Annotated in this window: 23 protein-coding genes; 7 read left to right on the top strand and 16 right to left on the bottom strand. The window is 34.6% G+C overall.

Annotated features, from left to right (window positions below; all coding sequences use genetic code 11):
• Nucleotides 1–142 precede the first annotated feature (142 nt).
• On the bottom strand, nucleotides 143–1,054 hold the full coding sequence (locus ACUN26_RS19185) for a BclA C-terminal domain-containing protein (protein WP_000100314.1): 912 nt from the start codon (nucleotides 1,052–1,054) through the stop codon (nucleotides 143–145).
• A gap of 356 nt (nucleotides 1,055–1,410) precedes the next feature.
• Here ACUN26_RS19185 and ACUN26_RS19190 point away from each other — a divergent pair, with 356 nt between their 5' ends.
• Nucleotides 1,411–2,385, top strand: a complete 975-nt coding sequence (locus ACUN26_RS19190) for an ABC transporter substrate-binding protein (protein ID WP_000722817.1) — start codon at nucleotides 1,411–1,413, stop codon at nucleotides 2,383–2,385.
• Between the two features lie 7 nt (nucleotides 2,386–2,392).
• Nucleotides 2,393–4,429: a Fe(3+)-hydroxamate ABC transporter permease FhuB gene (gene fhuB, locus ACUN26_RS19195; RefSeq protein ID WP_001087100.1), complete on the top strand. Its 2,037-nt coding sequence runs from the start codon at nucleotides 2,393–2,395 to the stop codon at nucleotides 4,427–4,429.
• A gap of 36 nt (nucleotides 4,430–4,465) precedes the next feature.
• On the opposite strand, the gene ACUN26_RS19200 is transcribed toward fhuB, so the two are convergent.
• Nucleotides 4,466–5,134, bottom strand: coding sequence for a hypothetical protein (locus ACUN26_RS19200; protein WP_001031134.1), 669 nt, complete (start codon nucleotides 5,132–5,134; stop codon nucleotides 4,466–4,468).
• Nucleotides 5,127–5,681 (bottom strand): sigma-70 family RNA polymerase sigma factor, encoded by a 555-nt coding sequence (locus tag ACUN26_RS19205; RefSeq protein ID WP_033657338.1) that lies wholly within the window; start codon nucleotides 5,679–5,681, stop codon nucleotides 5,127–5,129. The genes ACUN26_RS19200 and ACUN26_RS19205 overlap by 8 nt, the downstream gene beginning before the upstream one ends.
• A gap of 185 nt (nucleotides 5,682–5,866) precedes the next feature.
• Here ACUN26_RS19205 and ACUN26_RS19210 point away from each other — a divergent pair, with 185 nt between their 5' ends.
• Entirely contained in the window at nucleotides 5,867–6,370 is a 504-nt protein-coding gene (locus ACUN26_RS19210; protein WP_000284956.1) for a DinB family protein, read from the top strand.
• A gap of 137 nt (nucleotides 6,371–6,507) precedes the next feature.
• The gene (locus tag ACUN26_RS19215) at nucleotides 6,508–6,840 is read left to right on the top strand and encodes a YfjL-like protein (protein WP_001093291.1); all 333 of its coding nucleotides are present in this window, start codon (nucleotides 6,508–6,510) and stop codon (nucleotides 6,838–6,840) included.
• Between the two features lie 62 nt (nucleotides 6,841–6,902).
• On the opposite strand, the gene ACUN26_RS19220 is transcribed toward ACUN26_RS19215, so the two are convergent.
• From ACUN26_RS19220 to ACUN26_RS19250, 7 genes are all read right to left on the bottom strand, one after another.
• A complete protein-coding gene (locus ACUN26_RS19220; protein ID WP_000902921.1) occupies nucleotides 6,903–7,598 on the bottom strand; it encodes an ABC transporter permease in 696 nt (231 codons plus the stop codon).
• A 26-nt stretch (nucleotides 7,599–7,624) separates the two neighbouring features.
• Nucleotides 7,625–8,497: a DUF4097 family beta strand repeat-containing protein gene (locus tag ACUN26_RS19225; protein ID WP_000239293.1), complete on the bottom strand. Its 873-nt coding sequence runs from the start codon at nucleotides 8,495–8,497 to the stop codon at nucleotides 7,625–7,627.
• 35 nt (nucleotides 8,498–8,532) lie between these two features.
• A complete protein-coding gene (locus ACUN26_RS19230) occupies nucleotides 8,533–9,237 on the bottom strand; it encodes an ABC transporter permease (RefSeq protein ID WP_000475553.1) in 705 nt (234 codons plus the stop codon).
• 34 nt (nucleotides 9,238–9,271) lie between these two features.
• Nucleotides 9,272–9,433 carry a hypothetical protein gene (locus tag ACUN26_RS19235; protein ID WP_000931273.1) on the bottom strand — a complete coding sequence of 54 codons (162 nt, stop codon included), beginning with the start codon at nucleotides 9,431–9,433 and terminating at the stop codon, nucleotides 9,272–9,274.
• Nucleotides 9,426–10,349, bottom strand: a complete 924-nt coding sequence (locus ACUN26_RS19240) for an ABC transporter ATP-binding protein (RefSeq protein ID WP_000221074.1) — start codon at nucleotides 10,347–10,349, stop codon at nucleotides 9,426–9,428. The genes ACUN26_RS19235 and ACUN26_RS19240 overlap by 8 nt, the downstream gene beginning before the upstream one ends.
• Nucleotides 10,350–10,475: 126 nt before the next feature.
• Complete coding sequence (locus ACUN26_RS19245; protein WP_000183220.1) at nucleotides 10,476–11,411, bottom strand: HAMP domain-containing histidine kinase; 936 nt, start codon at nucleotides 11,409–11,411, stop codon at nucleotides 10,476–10,478.
• Between the two features lies 1 nt (nucleotide 11,412).
• Nucleotides 11,413–12,105 (bottom strand): response regulator transcription factor, encoded by a 693-nt coding sequence (locus ACUN26_RS19250; RefSeq protein ID WP_000018038.1) that lies wholly within the window; start codon nucleotides 12,103–12,105, stop codon nucleotides 11,413–11,415.
• Between the two features lie 168 nt (nucleotides 12,106–12,273).
• On the opposite strand from ACUN26_RS19250, the gene ACUN26_RS19255 reads away from it, so the two are divergent.
• Entirely contained in the window at nucleotides 12,274–12,447 is a 174-nt protein-coding gene (locus tag ACUN26_RS19255) for a hypothetical protein (protein ID WP_001293579.1), read from the top strand.
• Complete coding sequence (locus tag ACUN26_RS19260) at nucleotides 12,448–12,642, top strand: YwbE family protein (RefSeq protein ID WP_001014310.1); 195 nt, start codon at nucleotides 12,448–12,450, stop codon at nucleotides 12,640–12,642.
• Nucleotides 12,643–12,681: 39 nt separating this feature from the next.
• Here the strand turns inward: ACUN26_RS19260 and ACUN26_RS19265 are convergent, their stop codons facing one another.
• A complete protein-coding gene (locus ACUN26_RS19265; RefSeq protein WP_001255942.1) occupies nucleotides 12,682–13,881 on the bottom strand; it encodes a class I SAM-dependent rRNA methyltransferase in 1,200 nt (399 codons plus the stop codon).
• A 286-nt stretch (nucleotides 13,882–14,167) separates the two neighbouring features.
• Here ACUN26_RS19265 and isdG point away from each other — a divergent pair, with 286 nt between their 5' ends.
• Nucleotides 14,168–14,491: a heme oxygenase gene (isdG, locus tag ACUN26_RS19270; protein WP_000587821.1), complete on the top strand. Its 324-nt coding sequence runs from the start codon at nucleotides 14,168–14,170 to the stop codon at nucleotides 14,489–14,491.
• A 66-nt stretch (nucleotides 14,492–14,557) separates the two neighbouring features.
• On the opposite strand, the gene srtB is transcribed toward isdG, so the two are convergent.
• From srtB to ACUN26_RS19295, 5 genes are all read right to left on the bottom strand, one after another.
• Nucleotides 14,558–15,322, bottom strand: a complete 765-nt coding sequence (srtB, locus tag ACUN26_RS19275; RefSeq protein WP_002093213.1) for a class B sortase — start codon at nucleotides 15,320–15,322, stop codon at nucleotides 14,558–14,560.
• A gap of 32 nt (nucleotides 15,323–15,354) precedes the next feature.
• Entirely contained in the window at nucleotides 15,355–16,125 is a 771-nt protein-coding gene (locus ACUN26_RS19280; RefSeq protein WP_000403763.1) for an ABC transporter ATP-binding protein, read from the bottom strand.
• The gene (locus ACUN26_RS19285) at nucleotides 16,115–17,098 is read right to left on the bottom strand and encodes a FecCD family ABC transporter permease (RefSeq protein WP_001036848.1); all 984 of its coding nucleotides are present in this window, start codon (nucleotides 17,096–17,098) and stop codon (nucleotides 16,115–16,117) included. The genes ACUN26_RS19280 and ACUN26_RS19285 overlap by 11 nt, the downstream gene beginning before the upstream one ends.
• A 27-nt stretch (nucleotides 17,099–17,125) precedes the next feature.
• Entirely contained in the window at nucleotides 17,126–18,007 is an 882-nt protein-coding gene (gene isdE / locus ACUN26_RS19290) for a heme ABC transporter substrate-binding protein IsdE (protein ID WP_002093211.1), read from the bottom strand.
• Nucleotides 18,008–18,076: 69 nt separating this feature from the next.
• Nucleotides 18,077–20,911, bottom strand: coding sequence for an NEAT domain-containing protein (locus ACUN26_RS19295; protein ID WP_001046178.1), 2,835 nt, complete (start codon nucleotides 20,909–20,911; stop codon nucleotides 18,077–18,079).
• Nucleotides 20,912–20,931: the final 20 nt, after the last annotated feature.

The raw sequence follows: 20,931 nt of genomic DNA on the forward strand, positions 1-20,931 counted from the left end.
TGATGGTTGTTTTCATTATATTATAGTCATAACAACGTTACAATCATAATATTCTGACTTTTATATAACTATGCTTTACCTCATTAACTTCTTATTATATGTACAAACTCTCTTACTCTTAAAAGAGTAAGAGAGTTATTATTTAACTTAGTCTTATAATTGTTAATACCGCTCCTGGAGTAGTCGTTGATAACGTCGCAACAGCTAACAAGCCAAATAATTGCAAACTAATTGCACTCCCCACCGCAAGAGTCGTAATAATTGTTGCACTAAACGATGTGGTTGCTAATGCAGGGGAATTGATCGTCCCAGCAAGCGGTGCCCCATTAATTGTAATTCGCGAACTGACTAATAATGAAGCCGTTATATTAATCGAATATGAAATATAATAATTCCCTGCATTTGCAGCCGTAAATACTGTGTTCCCCCCAGACACTGTAATACCTGGACCGATATTCTGATTGTTTGGAAGCGGGACATTTGTTCCACCAAGTAATACCGATATTGCTGTACCCGACGTATTATTTGCAAATGCGTATGTTGCCGTTATACTTGTGCCGGTTGCTCCTGTTGCTCCTGTTATCCCTGTCGCTCCCGTTGCTCCTGTTGAGCCTGTATCACCGGTTGCTCCCGTTGCTCCTGTTGAACCTGTTGAACCTGTTACTCCCGTCGGACCCATTGCTCCTGTTGAACCTGTTACTCCCGTCGGACCCGTTGCTCCTGTTGAACCTGTCGCTCCTGTTGCCCCCGTTGCTCCTGTCGCTCCTGTTGCTCCTGTTGCTCCTGTTGCCCCCGTTGGACCTGTTGCTCCTGTTATTCCTATCGCTCCTGTTGGACCCGTTGCTCCTGTTATCCCTGTCGCTCCCGTTGCTCCTGTTGGGCCTGTATCACCGGTTGCTCCCGTTGCTCCTGTTGAACCTGTTGCCCCCGTTGGACCTGTTGGATCAAGCTTAGGTACTGTCCCATCGCAACTAAAACAACATGAATCAACATGTACACCATTTTGATTATTACACCCACAATATCCATTTGTATTATTGAGCCATGAAGACATGTTGATCCCTTCCTTCAAATTCAATCTTTTCAGTACAAACAACGAATTATAAAACAACTATCCAATAATAAAGAAATACTTTATTCCGTACATTCTAATAATTATTACATGCGACACCCTTCCCTTTTGCTTGTACATTCGCCTTCCTGCTTAAACGAAATTCCTTTTCTGCATTTTCATATACATATAGATTTCAACCTCATATATTGAAATCTGTATAATTCGTTATTTTTCGTCAAAATTTTAAAAATATATTGACACTTAAAATATCATCATAGTATGATTTGGATGTTGTAATTGATAACGATTTTCAATATCGTACATTGCAAATTAAATAATTTATTTGGGGGCAGAAGATGAAGAAAATTCTCAGTATTTTCATAGTAATTCTTCTATTCGCTGTTGGATGCGGACAGCAAAAAGAGGAGAAAAAGGAAACAAAAGCGGACAATAAAAATCAAACTATAACAATTAAACACGCTGAAGGGGAAACGAAGTTAGATAAACCAGCGAAAAAAGTTGTTGTACTTGAGTGGGTATATTCAGAAGACTTATTAGCACTTGGTGTTCAGCCAGTAGGGATGGCAGACATTAAGAATTATAATAAATGGGTAAATACAAAAACAAAACCGAGTAAAGATGTTGTAGATGTAGGGACACGTCAACAACCAAACTTAGAAGAAATTAGCCGTCTAAAACCAGATTTAATTATCACAGCATCATTCCGCGGTAAAGCAATTAAAAACGAATTAGAGCAAATTGCTCCTACAGTTATGTTTGATCCATCAACTAGCAACAACGATCACTTTGCTGAAATGACAGAAACATTTAAACAAATTGCAAAAGCTGTTGGAAAAGAAGAACAAGGTAAAAAAGTATTAGCTGATATGGATAAAACATTTGCTGATGCAAAAGCAAAAATTGACAAAGCAGGCTTAAAAGATAAAAACATTGCAATGGCACAAGCATTTACTGCTAAAAACGTGCCAACATTCCGCATCTTAACTGACAATTCTACAGCTTTACAAGTTACAAAAAAATTAGGTTTAACAAACACTTTTGAAGCGGGTAAATCAGAGGCAGATGGTTTCAAACAAACAACTGTAGAATCATTACAAAGTGTACAAGATTCAAACTTCATTTACATTGTAGCGGATGAAGATAACATTTTTGACACTCAACTAAAAGGCAATCCTGCTTGGGAAGAATTAAAGTTCAAAAAAGAAAACAAAATGTATAAATTAAAAGGCGACACTTGGATTTTCGGTGGTCCTGAGTCTGCAAAATCTTTAGCAACACAAGTAGCAGATGTAATGACAGCGAAGAAGTGATTACACGATGAATAGCTTACAACATACACTTCGAGCAAGTCTTGTATTCGGAGGAGGAGCAGCTCTCTTGCTCCTCCTTTTCTTTATTCATATCGGACAAGGTCAAGCAAATATTTCCTATAGTATGATTATCGATGCTCTTATCTCACCGAACCAATCACTAGAGCACCAAACTTTAATCATGCTTCGATTACCTAGAGCCGTAATTGCTATTTTAGCTGGAGGTGCTCTTGCTGCATCTGGGGTCATTTTGCAAACATTAACAAAAAACCCACTTGCTGAATCAAGTACAATGGGAATTCACTCTGGCGCATATTTCTTTCTAGTAGCGGCTACAATTTTCTTACCGAAAGGTCTGCAAATTAACTCACTTCTTTTCACATTTATCGGTGGTGCTATTACTGCTTTATTTGTATACCGTATTTCTGGTGGGAAAAAGGGAACCCCACTTAGAATGGCATTAGCTGGGATGGTCGTTACATTAATGCTTTCTGCTTTTACTGGAACGATGCAGCTTTTCTATGAAAATGAAACGGCTGGTTTATTTTTATGGGGAGCTGGCTCTCTTATCCAAAATAACTGGGATGGCGTTCAATTTGCTTTTCCATTTATCATTATTTCTTTCCTAGTTTTACTATTTATGTCTCGTAAACTCAACATCCTCTTACTTGGTGACGATGTTGCTGTTTCTCTTGGTGAAAAAACAGCAGTAACACGTCTTATCGCCTTCATTGCTGCAATCTTTTTAACAGCAGTAATTGTCACTGTCGTTGGACCGATTGGGTTTGTTGGCTTAGTTGCACCACACTTAATGCGCCTTATTGGTTACCGGCAACACTTTACTCTTCTTCTTTCCTCATTCTTATGGGGAGCAGTATTATTACTTGGGGCAGATGTCGTCGGTAGATTAATAGATCCAACTGGTGCAGAACTTCCTGTTGGAGCAGTCACAGCAATGATTGGGTCACCTTGGCTTATTTATTTAGTGTATCGTATGATGAAGTCGAAACAATATATGAATGATAACGGTGCGAATGCAGCTGGAGCTAGTTCCCGCTATTACTCTTATAAAAAGGTAATCATCATATCTATCACGCTTTGTATTGTGACGATTGCTCTTGGTGTTACAATCGGTAGTAATGCTTATATCGAAAGCATTACAAATGTTATAACAGGGCAATTAACGCAATTTGATAAAAATATGATGATGAACCTTCGTTTACCAAGAATGCTCGTTGCCGCTATTGCTGGCGCATGCCTTGCAATAAGTGGGCTTGTCTTCCAAGGAATATTACGAAACCCACTTGCCGACCCTTCGATTATTGGTATTTCGTCTGGAGCAGGTGTCGGTGCTTTAACTATTATGTATGTTTTCCCTGCACTTCCAGGTTTCTTCCTACCAATTGGTGCATTTATCGGCGGACTACTTGCAGTTGGAATTGTCCTCTTCTTCTCATGGAAAGCAGGATTTAGTCCAACAGCTCTTGCTTTAATAGGGATTGGTATTTCGGCTCTCGGCTCAGCAATTATTCAAATCTTTATCGTTAGAGCGAATTTGAATGTTGCTGCTGCTTTAACATGGCTATCAGGCAGTACGTATGCAAGAGGATGGAATCACTTAGAAAATATCATTCTATATCCATCACTTATTCTTATACCAATTATCTTTTTCTTAATGAAACAACTTGATGTCCTTGTACTTGGAGACGATTTAGCAACTGGACTCGGACAGCCTGTAAATAAAACGCGTCTTGCTCTAATTGTACTAGCGACACTTCTTGCATCTATAAATATCGCGGCTGTCGGTACAATCGCCTTTTTAGGCCTTGTCGCTCCTCACTTAGCAAGAATTGTTGTTGGTATGAATCATCAAAGATTATTCGTTTGTTCCGCTCTGTTTGGAGCAATCCTTCTTTCTGTTGCTGACTTACTTGGACGTACAATCGCATATCCGAAAGAAATTCCCTCTGGCCTTGTCGTTGCTGTACTTGGGGCACCTTATTTCTTATGGTTGATGAGGAAGAGTGGGAAGAAAGTTAATTAAAAGACGGCTTCATATATATGAAGCCGTCTTTTCCTATTATGGCATAAAATTAATATAAGCTTTGTACAGAATATACATAACAAGTGCATACATGATTATATTGAATACACTTCGTTTTAAAGTTAACTTTCTCTTTAATTTCTTATCCTGTAATTTTAGTTCTATTCCATTTGCTACTTTCAGTCTACCTACCATTTTAAATAACTCTCTGTAATCATCAGCATTTCCCAATAATACGTACTCCTTATCATTTTTATACTTTATATGTAGAAATTCACTCCCACCTTTACGGTCTAATATTGTTCTCATAGAAGCTATTTCATTTAATACACATACTTTTATATCAACTTCATTATAATAACGATCCACAAAAAATACATACAACCGTTTATTTGTAACGATTAGCACAGTATTAATACCGAAGTTCATCGCAAGAACGCCTACCCCTAATGTCATGGCTGTGCCTGTCTGCCAATTTTTCACACGAGGATTTTCGACAAGCATACTATATAAAATCTCTTCGCTTCCCTGTAACTCTTCTTGTACAACCTCATAACAACGTTTCATTAAAATTGTTTTTGTTACAACTTCTTTTGTACGATTTATTTTCTTTTTATCTATTTTCTCATCATTTCTATAATCATCTACAAAATTATCGCTATACTGCAAGTTATTTAATTCCTGAAGTAACTTTTCTTTATTCATTTCTTCCCCCCCCCAACAGCTTCTTCAATTTCTTTCTCCCTCTTGAAAGCCTGCTATATACCGTATCTCGTGTCATACCGAATTCAAGCGCTATTTCTTGTACGCTATATTCATCTAAATACCTTTTTATAAAAATTTTCTTATCTTCTTCATTCAATTCTTTAATTAAAACGTAAAAATTATAATCTCGCTCTTCTTTTGTTAAATTGACATTTTTTCTATCTTCATATATTTCTTGCTGAAGCTCTTGTAATTGATAAGCCTTATTACTTTTTCGTTTATAATCAATAGCTTTAAACTTAGCGACAGATATAAGCCAGTTTCTAAACTTCCCACGATTTTCATCATAACTACTAATGTTGTACCAAACGATTAATAAAATATCGTCAACACATTCGTCCACTAATACCTTGCTCTGTGCCGTATCTAAAACACTATGAACCACCTTATAAATTAAATCCCCATATCGATCAATTGCTGTATGTAATGCTAACATGTCTTGTTTTCGAAGACCTTCTACTATTTCTATATCCTTCACCCTTATCACCACTCTTTATCCCCTTCTTTATTCATTATATATACGAATGAACACATTCGTTTCCTGACACTTTTACAAATATTTTCTAATTGTTTTCATATTGTAGCAAATACTTAATTAATTATTTCTTGTGGAACAGGGATTATATTATCTCTCACGAATTTAATCTATGAACAAAAATAGGAGGGATAACAATGTACCAAACAATTGAAGGCTTCTTTCAATCATGGACTTACGAAGCAGAGTCTACTCAGAAAATGCTTAATTCATTAACCGATGCATCTTTATCACAAGAAATTGCGCCTGGGCATTGGACATTAGGAAGAGTTGCTTGGCATATCGTAACGGCAATTCCTGTTATACTATCTGGCACAGGCCTAAAGTTTGAAGGAGAAACGAAAGATTATCCTGTTCCAACTTCTGCAAAAAAAATTGCAGATGAATACCATAAAGTGAATGCAGCTTTCGTTGAAGCACTTCAAAACGAATGGAATGATAAAGATTTAGCAACGATTAATGATTTCTTTGGTCGTCCTATGCCGAATTCTATATTTTTAATGACACTTATTAATCATCAAAATCACCACCGCGGACAAATGACGGTTTTAATGAGGCAAGCTGGCTTAACAGTTCCTGGCGTATATGGTCCTGCAAAAGAAGAATGGGCTGCCGCTGGAATGGAAGTTCCTAAAATGTAAAAACAAAAAAAGACAAGGTGTTTACACATCTTGTCTTTTTCTGTAACTTGTTTCATGTGAAACTATTTTTTCTAAATGGTTGTTTTATGGAAAAGATAGATTAAAATGAATATATATTACGAAGAGGAGTAACCAAATTGAATACAAAAAATAAAAAAATAGCTATGGGAACTATTTTACTAACTTCTATTATTGGAGTGATTAGTGTATCTCTTTATTTCACCTATTATGGCACCCCTTGGGGAAAACAAGCAGCAATTACGGAATCAAAAGAATATATTACAAAATATTTTAATCTAGATGCAGAAGTCAAAAATACTTCTTACGATGCTAAAATGAATAGCCATGCAATCTCCTTTGAAACAAGTACCGACGGAGAGTTTACTATCGAATATAAAAGTCCTAATAACTTTAACATTTCTCCAGGAGTGCAAGAGTATTTAAGCACACACTCTAAATTTACAGAGTAGTAACGAAGCATACATATACAAAAAAGAGTTGGTGTAACGCCAACTCTTTTTTCTTATTCTTGTCATACAGTTATATCTTCCTTCTCTATATTTTTAATTCCGTAATATGCAATCACAACTCCAATTGCTGCGAGTGCTAGTTGAAGGGGAAGAAAAGTTGCTATAGGAAACATTGGGTTGCCATTCATTGCAATTGATACAACGATAAGAGATGAAACAATTGTAGTTGGCACTGAACGTTTACGCATTCCAAAATATAATGGGATTAAACTCATTCCCGCAGTTGCAACGGCTAAAGGAACCAGTTTTATTCCTTCTTGCATCAATTGATCTACTGTAAATGAATTAGGAAGAATTGAAAAATAACTATCTATACCAAAGAAAACTCCTACTACTAAAATGTTAGATACAATAACTGTTATAAATGTTACTATTGCTGCAATAGCCAACTTACTAATCATCAATTTCTTCCGATTAATAGGATAAGAAAACATAAGTAGTATTGTTTTATTTTTATATTCACCAATTATTAGCCTTGCGATTAATACACTACCAAAAACAATAAACGTTGCTCTTACTATTGTGCTAGCCATTAACAATATCGTCTCTGGATTCCTTATTTCTGCATCACCTTCTACTTGAGCGATGATGCTCACAAAGATCATTAATGCCAGTATAACAATATTTGCAATAATTGCTCTCTTCACGTACCAACCAAGCTTAAACTTTTTCAATTCTAGCTTCATTAAATGTAGCATGATAGTGTCCTCCTTCCTCCTAAGATTTAATCAATATAAATGACTCCTGTTTCATTTAAAATCTTCGCTTCATTTTTTGCCTCACCAATGGTTCCTACTTTTATTTTTTCTGTACTTTTATCTTTCTTAAATCCTTTTAAATCCACTATTACGTCAGCCGAATTACTTTTAGCCATAAGCTTCAATGATGCCGGGACACCTTTATACCGTACGCCAATATCCCCTGATTTTGTTTCTACAAATAATGATTTTCCTTCTGTCATATCTTTCAGTAATACTTCCCCAGATGTTGAAGTGATGTTCATATTTTCGTTTTTTACATTTTTTACATAATTATCACCAGTAGTGGAAGTTATATTTACTTCTTGTAATGAACTATCTTTTAACATTAAATCCCCGCTTTCGGATGTAAATTCACCCTTCTCTGCCGATAGTCCTGTAATCATTCCATCTCCAGATTTGCCTCTTGTCACGATGCTTTTTACTACTATATCGTTTATTTTCACATCACCCGATTTATTATTTAATACAATTTTATCTATTTCTTTCTTCGGAATAGCTATAGATATACTATTTTTCTTCCTAAACGTAAAACCATAAAAAAATCTGTTCACCTTTTGTTTTTGCTTAATCACAAGTTTATTTTCATCATTTTCTATTTTGACGGGATCTATCTCTTTATCTGCTTGTTCACCTTGAGCGGAAATTACTATTTTATTAGCGTCTGTACTTTTGAATTCAATATCCCAGTTTTCATTGTCTACTTCTATTTCTTTTATATTATTGATTTCAAAAGACTTTTCTTTCTTAAAATCTTTCCCCTGAAATACCTTAATACCAAAAACTATACTAGCAATTGTAATGAATAATATTGCAATTACTATTATTTTTTTCACCATTCATACCCCAGTTCGTTTTTTGTTTTAGGCTTGCTTCACGCCACATCGATCTTGTCGATTTTACGAAACGATAGATAACTAATGAAAATTCCTAATAAACAGAGCACGATTGGGATAGCTATAAAATCAAACATACTTACTTGACCGTTTCCAGAACCAAAGTTACCACTAATCACCATACCAATTATTACTGCCGAAGTAATCGTTGTCGGTGTCGATTTCTTTCTCATTCCAAAAAACAAAGGAATTAAACTTATCCCAGATATCATAAATGCACTTATAATAGTACCTGGAACGATAGCTATTATTTCACCTATCGTAGCAGGTGTTTCAATCAGTCCCATCATTGGACTCACAAAATATACGAGCAAACTAATAATGAAAGTCGCGATAATCGTGCTCACAAAACAAAAACAAAAAACAATTGTTAATTTCGCACTCATTAGCATTTTCCTTTGTAGCGGATACATAAATGATAGTTGTATCGTTTTGTTCTTATACTCATCAATTACTAAACGTGATAAAATGACCGAACTAAAAATAATGAATGTTATCCTAATAAAAATATTTGCTAAAGCCATGTTCTGTGTGAAGTCAGAGAAGAGCACGTCTCCCTCGGCTTTCATTCCCAATGCCATAAGGCTTACTACAGCGAAAATTGCTATAATACAAATTGCTACACTTTTAAAGTAACTAGATAATTGATGTTTCTTCCATTCGAGCTTCATTAATTTAAACATATAAACCACGCCTCCATTCTTTATATACCTGTCTCTACACTGCTAACATTCTAATTCCAGCAGTAACTACGCTTAACATTCCTATCACTAGTAGAATTAACAACCATTTCCGCTCTGGTTTCCTATAATATAAAATTCCACTTATAAACATTACGATTAATCCACTTACCAGGTTCAGCCACAATTCATTAAGCATGAATGCCCTCTCCACCCATTACATTTAAGAAATATTCCTCTAAGGAACTATGTTTCTTATTAATACTTTCAATTTCCACATCATTCATAATAAGTGCTTTTGAAATGGCTTGCTGAGACACTGCCGTATCATACACACGAATCATGGTTCCACTCATTATTTTGTAGTTTTTTATACCAAGTTTATCTTCTAAAATATAAGCTGCACGTTTCACATCAGGAACAGTGATTTCAATGTACTCTGTTTGTTTTCCGTTAATACTCTTCATTGAAACTTCTTTTATTAGTTTTCCATTTTGAATCACACCAATTGTATCCGCCATTAGTTCCATCTCACCTAAAATATGACTAGAAACTAATAATGTAATACCGTATTCTTTGCAGAGCATTTTAAATAAGTCTCGTAACTCTTTAATACCAATTGGATCTAAACCGTTAATTGGTTCATCTAAAATGAGCAATTCTGGCTTTGTCACGATTGCCCTTGCAATACCGAGTCGTTGTTTCATCCCTAATGAAAAATCTTTTATTTTTTTATTGTCTATGCCGTGTAGTTTCACTAAATGTAAAGCATGATCAATGCCGTTTTTATCGTAATAGCCCATATATTCACAATGTAATTCTAGGTTTTCCTTCGCCGTTAATTTATCATAAAAGATTGGATATTCGATAATTGTTCCCATTCTTTTTAATACTTCATAAGATGTGTCTGTTAACTTCTCACCGAAAATTTCAATATCGCCGCTCGTCGGTTTTATTAAATTTGCAATCATTTTCATAATTGTTGTTTTACCAGCACCATTCGGTCCTAAGAAACCGTATATCTCTCCTTTTTTCACATGCATGTTAACGCTAGAAATAACTTCTTTTCCTTTAAACACTTTCGTTAACTGGTTCGTTTTTAATATATATGTCATGTCATTTTCCCCTTTCGCGCTGCTCTATATTTCTATAATAGAAAACGGAAATCTCTTTTTTCTTACTCGTTCCTTACAAATTCCTTACGCTGAAAAAAAAGCTTGTAGAATTTACTTCTCTACAAGCTAAAACTTCATCTTTGTTAATACAACTGTAAAAATCGTTTTTTCATATGGCTTACTAGAAAGATGAATCTTTCCATCCATCGCTTCCACAAGCCTTTTCGTAATCGTTAATCCCAGGCCGCTTCCTTGGTACAATTTATTTCTTGAGTCTTCAAGTGTATACATACGCTCAAACACTTTATCAATATGAGATTCATCAATTCCTTTTCCTTTATCCCATACGTCTATATACACACTCGTTTCATCATCTCTTAACGTCATACCGAGTGTCTTTCCAGCCTCTCCATATGTAATTGCATTTGATATTAAATTATTTAACACTCTGCCTAATACTTCTGTATTTCCAAGTGCATATATATTTCTTTCAGGTATATCAATATGAACATGAAATCCTTTCGTCGTCACTAAATCATAAAAAGATAAAATCTTCTCACGGCAAACTTCATTCATATTTACTTTTGTTATCTCTATTGCCTTGTCACCAGATTCTAATTTTGCTAAATCAAAGAACTTATGAATTAGTTCCATCACTTCCAGCGTTTTTATATGAACCTTTTCAAGTAATATTTTCTGTTCTTCTTCATTTATCGTTTTATCCTTATTTAACATTTCTGTATATCCAAGAATAACTGTTAGTGGTGTTTTCAAGTCATGCGAAATATTTGAAAGCATTTTTCTCATCGAAATTTCTACTTTTGCATGATCTGCATTCGTTTTCTGTTTTGCATCTAATAATTGATTAATTGCCACTAATAATTTTTGCAATTCTAGATCATCTGTCATAACGAGTAACGTCTCGCCTGTTTTTTCATTTACAATACTTTCTAATTTTTCATATGTGTATCTTAAGTTTTTGCTACTATTTTTTCTCATCTTATATTGTATGTAAATGATACATAACAATATAAAAATAATGCCCATTAACAGATTGGTCATATTACATCACTTCCAACTTATAGCCGATGCCCCATAACGTTTTAATATATTCTGGATTAGATGGATCACTTTCAATTTTCTCACGCAATCTTCTCATATGAACATTAATAACGTTATCATCACCGTAATACTCTTCATTCCAAACTAACGTATAGATTTGTGCTTTTGTAAATACACGATTTTGATTCTTTACGAACAGTTTTAAAATCTCAAATTCTTTTAAAGTAAGTTTGAGAGGGTTCCCGTTTTTTTCTACAGTAAAATTAATTGGATCGATTGTTAAATCACCAATCTGAATCATCTTTTCTGTTGTTTCCGTAGTCGAATATTTTGTAGACCTCCGAATACCCGCTTTTACACGTGCAGCTAATTCAATCATAGAAAATGGCTTACAAATGTAATCATCTGCCCCAAGTCCTAATCCAACAGCTTTATCAACATCTGTATCTTTTGCTGACATCATTAAAATTGGAACGGCACTTTTTTCTCGAATGATTCGTACAACCTCTAAGCCATCTAGCTTTGGCATCATAATGTCGAGGATAATCAAATCAAATGAACCTTTTAAATATGTATTTACTCCCTCTTCTCCATCAGACGCGATTGTAACTTGAAAGCCCTCTTTTATTAAATACTTTTCCACCATCTCTTGAATTGAGATATCATCTTCAACTAATAAAATATGATGTGACATATTTCTATCCCCTTTTTACAAACGTTAACAATTCAATTGTATCGTAACTACTACAGACTGGAAACAATTATATGAATTTTCAAACCAACTTCCCTTCCTTCCTTAACAATGATATGATGAAATTCACTACGATTGTTCATAATTAACTTTATATAAAGGAGACTTATCATGTCAGAGAATAAAAAAGTAAGCTTAGCTGATTTAATGCGCGAACAACTTGCTAAGAAAAAGCAAGGAAATGGAAATGGCCAAAATGCAAAAAGTCAAAGCCAAGAAACGAAAAAATTACAAAACCAACAAACGAAAAAAACAAACAACCAACGTAGACGTACAGGTGTATAAATGAACGGACAAAAACGTTCTAATATCGCACCCGGTCTTGAAGTTGATATTGTATTAAAACAAGATCAACGAACAGGCAAATTAACACGTGGAATTGTAAAAGATATTTTAACAAACTCCCCTTCCCATCCGCATGGCATTAAAGTGCGATTGCAGGACGGGCAAGTCGGTAGAGTACAAAATATCGTTCAATAAGAAAAGGAGCTCAAGTAAACCCGAGCTCCTTTTTCTTTATTAGCCTTTAATTTTTTCGATGAAAACTACTTTTAAGTAGTCTCCCTCTTTAAATTGATCAATTGTACGAAAATCTTCTGGTAAAGAATGTTCTTCTAATATTTTGTATTTACCGTTCATTTCTTTAAATGCAGTATCGATAAAGCCTTTAAACTTTTTCATATCAAATGCGCTACAATTTGTAGAAGCAACGATAATACCGTTATTTTCTGTAATCGCGATCGTTTCTTTTAATAAGTTTTTATAATCTTTCGCTGCGCTAAATGTATACTTTTTAGAACGTGCAAAGCTTGGAGGATCTAATACAACCATATCGAACTTCATTTTTTTCTTCGCAGCATATTTAAAGTAAAGGAATACATCTTCTACAATAATATCTTGTGCTTCGTAATCAATTTCGTTGACACTAAATTGTTCAATCGTTTTACTTAAACTACGATTTGCAAGGTCCACACTCGTTGTTTTAGTCGCTCCACCAAGTGCTGCAAATACAGAGAAAGCACCTGTATAAGAGAACATATTTAACACAGTTCTTCCTTGTGCATATGTATCACGAATTTGTTTTCGAACGTTACGCTGATCTAAAAATACACCAACCATTGCTCCGTCATTTAAATAAACCGCAAAGTTCACACCATTCTCTTTTACGATAAGTGGGAACTCACCGCGCTCTCCTGCTACGAAATCATCGCCTTCAATGTATTTCCCTTTCGTATCAAAACGCTTTTTCTCATAAATACCTTTAAAGTTTGCTACTTTTTGAAGTGCCGCTATGATTTCATCTCTAAAAGTATAAATCCCTTCACTATACCAGCTCACTACGTAATAACCGTCATAATAATCGATGATTAAGCCGCCAAGACCATCACCTTCACCATTTAGGACACGGAATGCTGTCGTATCATTTGATTTGTAAAACTGTTTTCGTTTATGTAAGGCAGATTTGATTTTACTTTCAAAGAAAGATTGATTAATTTGTTCACTCTCTTTTCTCGTTAAAATCCAGCCGTATCCTTTATTTTGTTTTCCATAATAGCCTTTTCCGATAAATTGGTTCTTCTCATCTACTACTTTGATGATTGTCCCTTCTTCACGAATATCGTTTAAATTTTGAATTGCATCTTTTAAAATAAGCGGATATCCACTTTTAATTTCTTTTATAAATTTCGGTTTTATTTTTATAGTTACTTCAGATCGCATGTAATGTCTTCCTTTCCATTTGAATGCTTTCTATTAGTAGGAAGCATGTAAAAAACGAGGCCGAAAAACAGCCTCGTTTCACTATACCATATTATCGCTTTGCTAGTACAACCCGCTCAGCCTTACACCTAATCGCAATATATTTACTAACTTATGAAATAAACATCATACTTTCAAAAAAAATTTATATATTTCATTATTGCCATTGACAATGATAATGATTTTCATTATCATTTAATGTATATGAGTTCTTGAAAATATAGCTAGATTTATAGGAGGAATACACATGATTATTGTTACAAATACAGCTAAAATTACAAAGGGAAATGGACATAAATTAATTGAGCGTTTTAATAAAGTAGGTAAAGTTGAAACGATGCCAGGATTTTTAGGATTAGAAGTTCTTTTAACGCAAAATACAGTTGATTATGATGAAGTAACAATTAGCACTCGCTGGAATGCAAAAGAAGATTTCCAAGGTTGGACAAAGAGCTCAGCATTTAAAGATGCTCACTCACATCAAGGCGGAATGCCAGAATATATTCTTGATAATAAAATTGCTTACTATGATGTAAAAGTTGTACGTATGCCAATGGCTGCAGCACAGTAAAAACAGTTATTTTTTAAGTATAGAATATGAGGAGCGCTATCACTTCTCATATTCTATACTTTTTCTTTAATTTCTTTTCACTAATTTTGCATGTACAACTAGCCTTCCAGCCTCTGGATCAAGCGCATAGTCACATGTAGAAAGTGTTACAATTTCATCATTAGCCGTCAATTCCGTATCCGTTTTGTACAGTGATTTTTCTTGAATTTCCTTTAAGAACGATGTATATGCTGCATCATTTTCAAAATCCGTTTCAATGTAATAAAAGTCCGTTGTTGTCGTATATACTGAAAAAACTTCAACATCGTATCCTTCAAATAATGTATCGTAATATAATTTACGATGGGACATGAAGAATTCTTCATCCAACATTTTTTTTAAACTACCAAACATAGAACCGTCTTTCATACGATGGCCATATAAAATCGTATTTCGATTTTGAGATTTCACATCATTACGATGGTCCATAAAAATGCTTCCTGCTCTCATATCTTCACCTTTGTAATTACGAAATAAATAGTAATCATTATCCTTCGCTTGAACGATTGGATAATTAATTTGTGTATCATCCATCGTAATCCATCCAACTATCTCCGGATTAATTTTTTGGAGAGCTTGAAACTGCTTACGTACTTCCCCACCCTCTGATTTTTCTTCCATTGGACTTCTCTTATAAATATGTTGCGCTTCAGCCATTACTTTACGATTTTCATAATAATCCATGAAAATCCCACCCAATTCATACATTGAATAGAAAAAGATTCCTAAAAACACAATGGTAAGTATGCGTTGAAAAAATGAATTCTTTTTCCGTTCTTTCTTACTATTCAAATTATCACCTCAAAACGGATTATGCTCAGCCTTTAGATTCCCATTGGTACCATGTATAGTCCTGTATCTTCATCCTGCTTTACAACGACATCTACACCATATATTGCTTTAACCATTTCTTCTGTTATTACATCATTAGGATTACCTTTCGTAACAATCTCTCCATCTTTCATAACGATAATATGATCACTGTAACGAATGGCTTGATTAATATCATGTAATACCATTACAATCGTTAGTCCATACACTTCATTTAACTCTTTCACTAACTCTAATATTTCTATCTGATAATAAATATCTAAATATGTTGTCGGCTCATCTAAGAAAAGCATTGGTGTATTTTGAGCTAATGTCATTGCAATCCAAACTCGCTGTCTCTCTCCGCCTGATAAAGCATAAATTGGCTTATCACGCTTACTTTGTAAATTCGTACATACTAGTGCACGCTCAATTGCTTCTCTATCTTCATCTGTTTGCGGAGAGAAAATATTTTTATATGGCATACGCCCAAAGCTTATTAGATTTTCCACTGTAATATCTGCTGGAGCCTCATTTTGTTGATGGACAACAGCTAACTTTCTAGCAAACTCTTTCGGTTTATATTCACTAATCGCTTTCCCATCAAGTATTACTTCTCCACTGCTAGGAGCGTGATTTCTAGACATAACACTAAGTAATGTTGATTTCCCACATCCATTTGGGCCAATAATTGTTGTAATTTTCCCAATTTCTATTTCACTACTAACAGACTTTAAACGATTTGTTACGTTATCGTATGAAAAGGTTACATTTTTAATTTCCATGAACTTTATCACTCTTTCTAAGCAAGAATATTAAGAATGGACCACCAATAACTGCCATAATTGTTGCTGCTGGAATTTCATTAGGTGGCACAATTAACCTTCCAATTGTATCTGCCGTCAAAATTAATAACGCCCCTGCAAGAGCAGAAAATGGAATTAATACTTTATGGTCTGAACCGACTAATTGTCTTGAAATATGCGGAACGAGTAATCCTACAAAAGCAATAACACCTGCAATCGCTGTTGATACTGCCGCTAAGAGTACTGCAATGGCAGAAATAATAAGACGAACTCTCGTCACGTGCAAGCCTAAGTTTTTCGCAGTCTTATCTTGTAGCGATAATAAGTTACACCAAGCTCCTACGAACAGAGCAAGAATAAGACCAATCGTTCCATAAGTCACCATTATTTCTACATCGCCCCACGTCTTCATTGTTATGTTAGAAGTCGTCGTTTGCTTAATACTCTTAATAAAATATCCACAAATCGTAACGAATGATTCATTTAATCCAGTAAACATTGCATTAATAGCAATACCAATTAAAATAATGCGGAGTGGACTTAATCCAGACTTCCATGAAAAAGAGTAAACGAGATAACACGCAAGCGCACCGCCTAAAAATGCGAATACTGGTGTCCAGAAAAAGAATTGTGGAAACAACGTAATAATAACGAGTGTCATAAAACTTGCTCCAGAAGATATCCCGATTACACCAGCATCAGCAAGTGGATTTTTCATAACAGCTTGAAAAAGCACACCTGAAACAGCCAGAGCTGCTCCAGTAAATAGTGCAATAATAATACGTGGGAAACGTAAATCTTTAATCACTTCAACATCTTCATTTCCCCCTGTAAATATCCCTTGTACAAGCTCAACAATACCTACTTCTAAACTCCCTTTCATCGCTGACAATGATGTCATAACAATAAGCAATGCAGTAACAATGAGGAAACTCCAAGTTTTTTTATTCATTCCACTCTTCCTTTATATTAAAATGCATCACGGATACATCATTTTTTTCAATTCATCTAACGCTTCAATTGCTGCTAAATTGCCTGTCGTTCCAAATAAACGCTCTTCTAAATCGTAAACACGGTTATTTTTAACTGCAGCGAAGTGCTTCCAAATGTCATTCGTTTTAAATTCTTTATCGAACATTTTTACAACTTCATCAGGCATACCATGAGCTGCTCGTAAAATAATATCTGGATCAGCTTTCTTTAAGTACTCTGTATTAGAAGCTAAATACTCTACTCGTTCACCTTGTACAATGTTTTTACCACCTAGTTGTTTCACTAAATCTCCAATATAAGAATGCTCTGTTGCTACTAAATAACTTCCTGGCACACCTAACAAAATAAGTACTGTCGGTTCTTTCTTTCCTTTTACTTCTTTTTGAATGCTAGCAACCTTTTTATCTAACTTAGTTACAACTTCTTCAGCCTGCTTTTCACGTCCATATTTCTTACCTAAATCGCTAATAGAATTTTGCATATTTTTCAAGCTTGTTAAATCTAAAAAGTTTGCTTTCATACCCACACCATCAAAAACTGGCTTTAATTCATATTCAAGTGTTGTCACAGATAATACTTCTGACGGCTTTAATGATTTTACCTTTTCCATATCTGGACTCATTGGATTCCCAACTTCAGGTAAACCTTTATATCGCTTTGGTAAAGTTTTAGAACTTGTTGGAACGCCGACTAAATCTACTTCTAACGCATCCATAATTTCAGTAACAGCCACTGTTGTTGCAACAATGCGCTCTTTACTCTCACTCTTTACCTGCTTTGCTGTTTCTTTTTTGGGTGATGAGCACCCGGCTATACTCATTAACAAAATGATAGCCATTAGTACACTTGCAATTTTCTTCACTCTCAATCACCACTCCTTTCCATACAATATGAAACAAGTCTTGATGCACGCGAACATGCATCAAGACTCCAAAAATTACAATCTACCCGCTCTATATTTACGAACTAGTAAAGCAAGTGAACCTAGCAGTAACACCATGTATAAACCAAGTTGTGCTGTATCTGCAGTTTTTGAGTTTTTCTCTTTTTTTGCATCATTATCTGTAGCATTGTTTTTCTTCTTATCATCTGCATTTCGATTAAAATCAGGATTACCTACTGTTTTTACATTATCTACTTTCGGTGTAGTCACTGGATTTTTTGGTTCATTTTTTGGATCCTCTTTAATAGTTCCTAACGCACCGATATTATTTGTATCAAATTGAATTTGTACATCGTAGAAATGATGGTAGTTCATCTCATCGATGTCTACCTTTACTTTTGCGTTTAATTTTTTAAATAGATCTTCTACTTCAAACTGTACTACTCGCGTATTTGCATTTTTATCTTCGCTTATTACTTTCGCATCAGCGAATAGCTCATTGTTTTCCGTTTGGAATTTCGTAATCCACACGCTATTTTTCAGCGTCATCTCAATGTATTTTTTACCATCTTTTACGATTAATTTCGCTGGATTTACAACATAGTCATGCATCTTTGAAATCTCATCTGTTTTATCTTTTAATACTTTAAATGTAATATCATATTGACCGTCTACTAAATTTTTCGGATCAACTATTACTTTCGGTTTATTATTTCCACCTTGGTTATCATTTCCGCCTTGGTTGTCGTTTCCACCTTGGTTATTGTTTCCGCCTTGGTTGTTGTTTCCGCCTTGCTTGTCGCTTCCACCTTGATTCCCTAAAGCTTTAATACTATCTTGATCAAATACAAATTGAACATCGTAGACATGGTGATAATTCATTGAATCAATATCTACTTTTACTTTTGCATTTAATTTTTTAGACAAATCGTTTACTTCTACTTCTACTACTCTTGTATTTTGTTCTTTATTTTCACTTAACACTTTTGTATTAACGAAAGAACCATTCTTCTCAAATTCAAATTTCGTAATCCATGTACTATTTGTTAATGTAAACGATACATATTTCTTACCATCTTTTACTTTTAATACACCTGGAATTTTTGTGTATGTGTTCATCATTGAGATTTCATCTGTTTGATTTTTTAACACTTTAAAGCCAATGCTGTATTCACCATCTTTAAGAGCTTTTGGATCAATTGTTGTGTTATTATCTTGGTTGTTGTTTCCGCCTTGGTTATTGTTTCCACCTTGGTTGTCGTTTCCGCCTTGCTTGTCGTTTCCACCTTGGTTATTGTTTCCGCCTTGGTTGTCGTTTCCGCCTTGGTTGTCGTTTCCGCCTTGGTTGTCGTTTCCGCCTTGGTTGTCGTTTCCGCCTTGGTTGTCGTTTCCGCCTTGCTTGTCGTTTCCGCCTTGGTTGTCGTTTCCGCCTTGGTTGTCGTTTCCGCCTTGGTTGTCGTTTCCGCCTTGGTTATTTAACGGCTTAATGCTACCTTTATCAAATGCAAATTGAATATCGTAAAAATGGTGATAATTCATTGAATCGATATCTACTTTTACTTTTGCATTTAACTTTTCCGATAAATCCGGTACTTCTACTTCCACTACGCGTGTATCAGCTTTTTTATCTTCACTTATTACATTTGCATCAACAAACGAACTATTTTTCTCAAATTCAAACTTTGTAATCCAAGCACTATTCGTTAACGTAAAGGATACATACTTCTTACCATCTTTTACTTTTAACACACCTGGACTTTTTGTATATGTGTTCATCATTGAAATTTCTTCTGTTTGATCTTTTAATGTTTTAAAATTGATGCTGTATTCACCATCTTTAATTGTTTCAGCATCTGGATTTTTATTATCGTCTGGTTTTTCTACTTCTGGTTTTTCTACTTCTGGTTTTTCTACTTCTGGTTTTTTCTCTTCATTTTTAATTTTTTCAAGTTTATCTTGTTCAAATAAAAGTTGTACATCATGCGTTTGCTTATAATTTCTTGATGCCATTTCGATAAATACTTTTGTATTTAGTTTTTTAGATAAATCGTTTACTTCAAACTCTACTACTCTTGTATCTTTTTCCTTATCCTCACTCACTACTTTTGCATCAACAAATGCACCATCTTTTTCCGTTTGGAAATTTTTAATTAATGAGCTACTTTTTAGTGTTATAACGGCTTTTTTCTTACCATTTTCTACTTTTAATACTCCTGGATTTACCATGTAACTATTCATCTTGGATTCTTCATCTGTTTGATCTTTGAACACTTTAAATGGAATGCTGTACTCACCATCTGTAATTGTGTTAGAATTTGGTTGTTGATCTGGGTCAGGCTTTTGGTCGGGCTTCTGACTCGGATCAGGTTTTTCATTTGGATCTGGCTTATTAGCTGGGTCCTCTTTTTCATTTGGCTTTTCTACATGAACGGGTTTAATGCTATTTTGATCAAAGACAATGCGCACATCATAGTCATGATGATAATTTAAAAAATCAATATCTACTTTTACTTTTGCATTTAATACCTTCTCTACATCTTCCACATCAAATTCTACTACTCTTGTATCTTTTTCTTTATCTTCACTAATTACATTTGTCTCAACAAGTTGGCCTGCTTTTTCTGTTTCAAACTTCGTAATCCATGAACTATTCGTTAATGTAAAGGATACTTTTTTTTTCCCATCCTTCACTTTTAAAGTTCCCGGGCTTACTGAATATTGATTCATCATCGATTCTTCATCTGATGTATCTTTTAAAACTTTGAAGCCAATTGAATATTCACCGTCAACTAACTTGGTAGCTGCTTGAACTGCAAGTGGTTGTAATGTTGATACGAATGTAAATATCATTAGACACATTGCAACAACAATCTTAAGATACTTGTTCAATGAAATAACGCTCCTTTATA

The sequence above is a fragment of the Bacillus sp. WC2503 genome, from assembly GCF_052682895.1.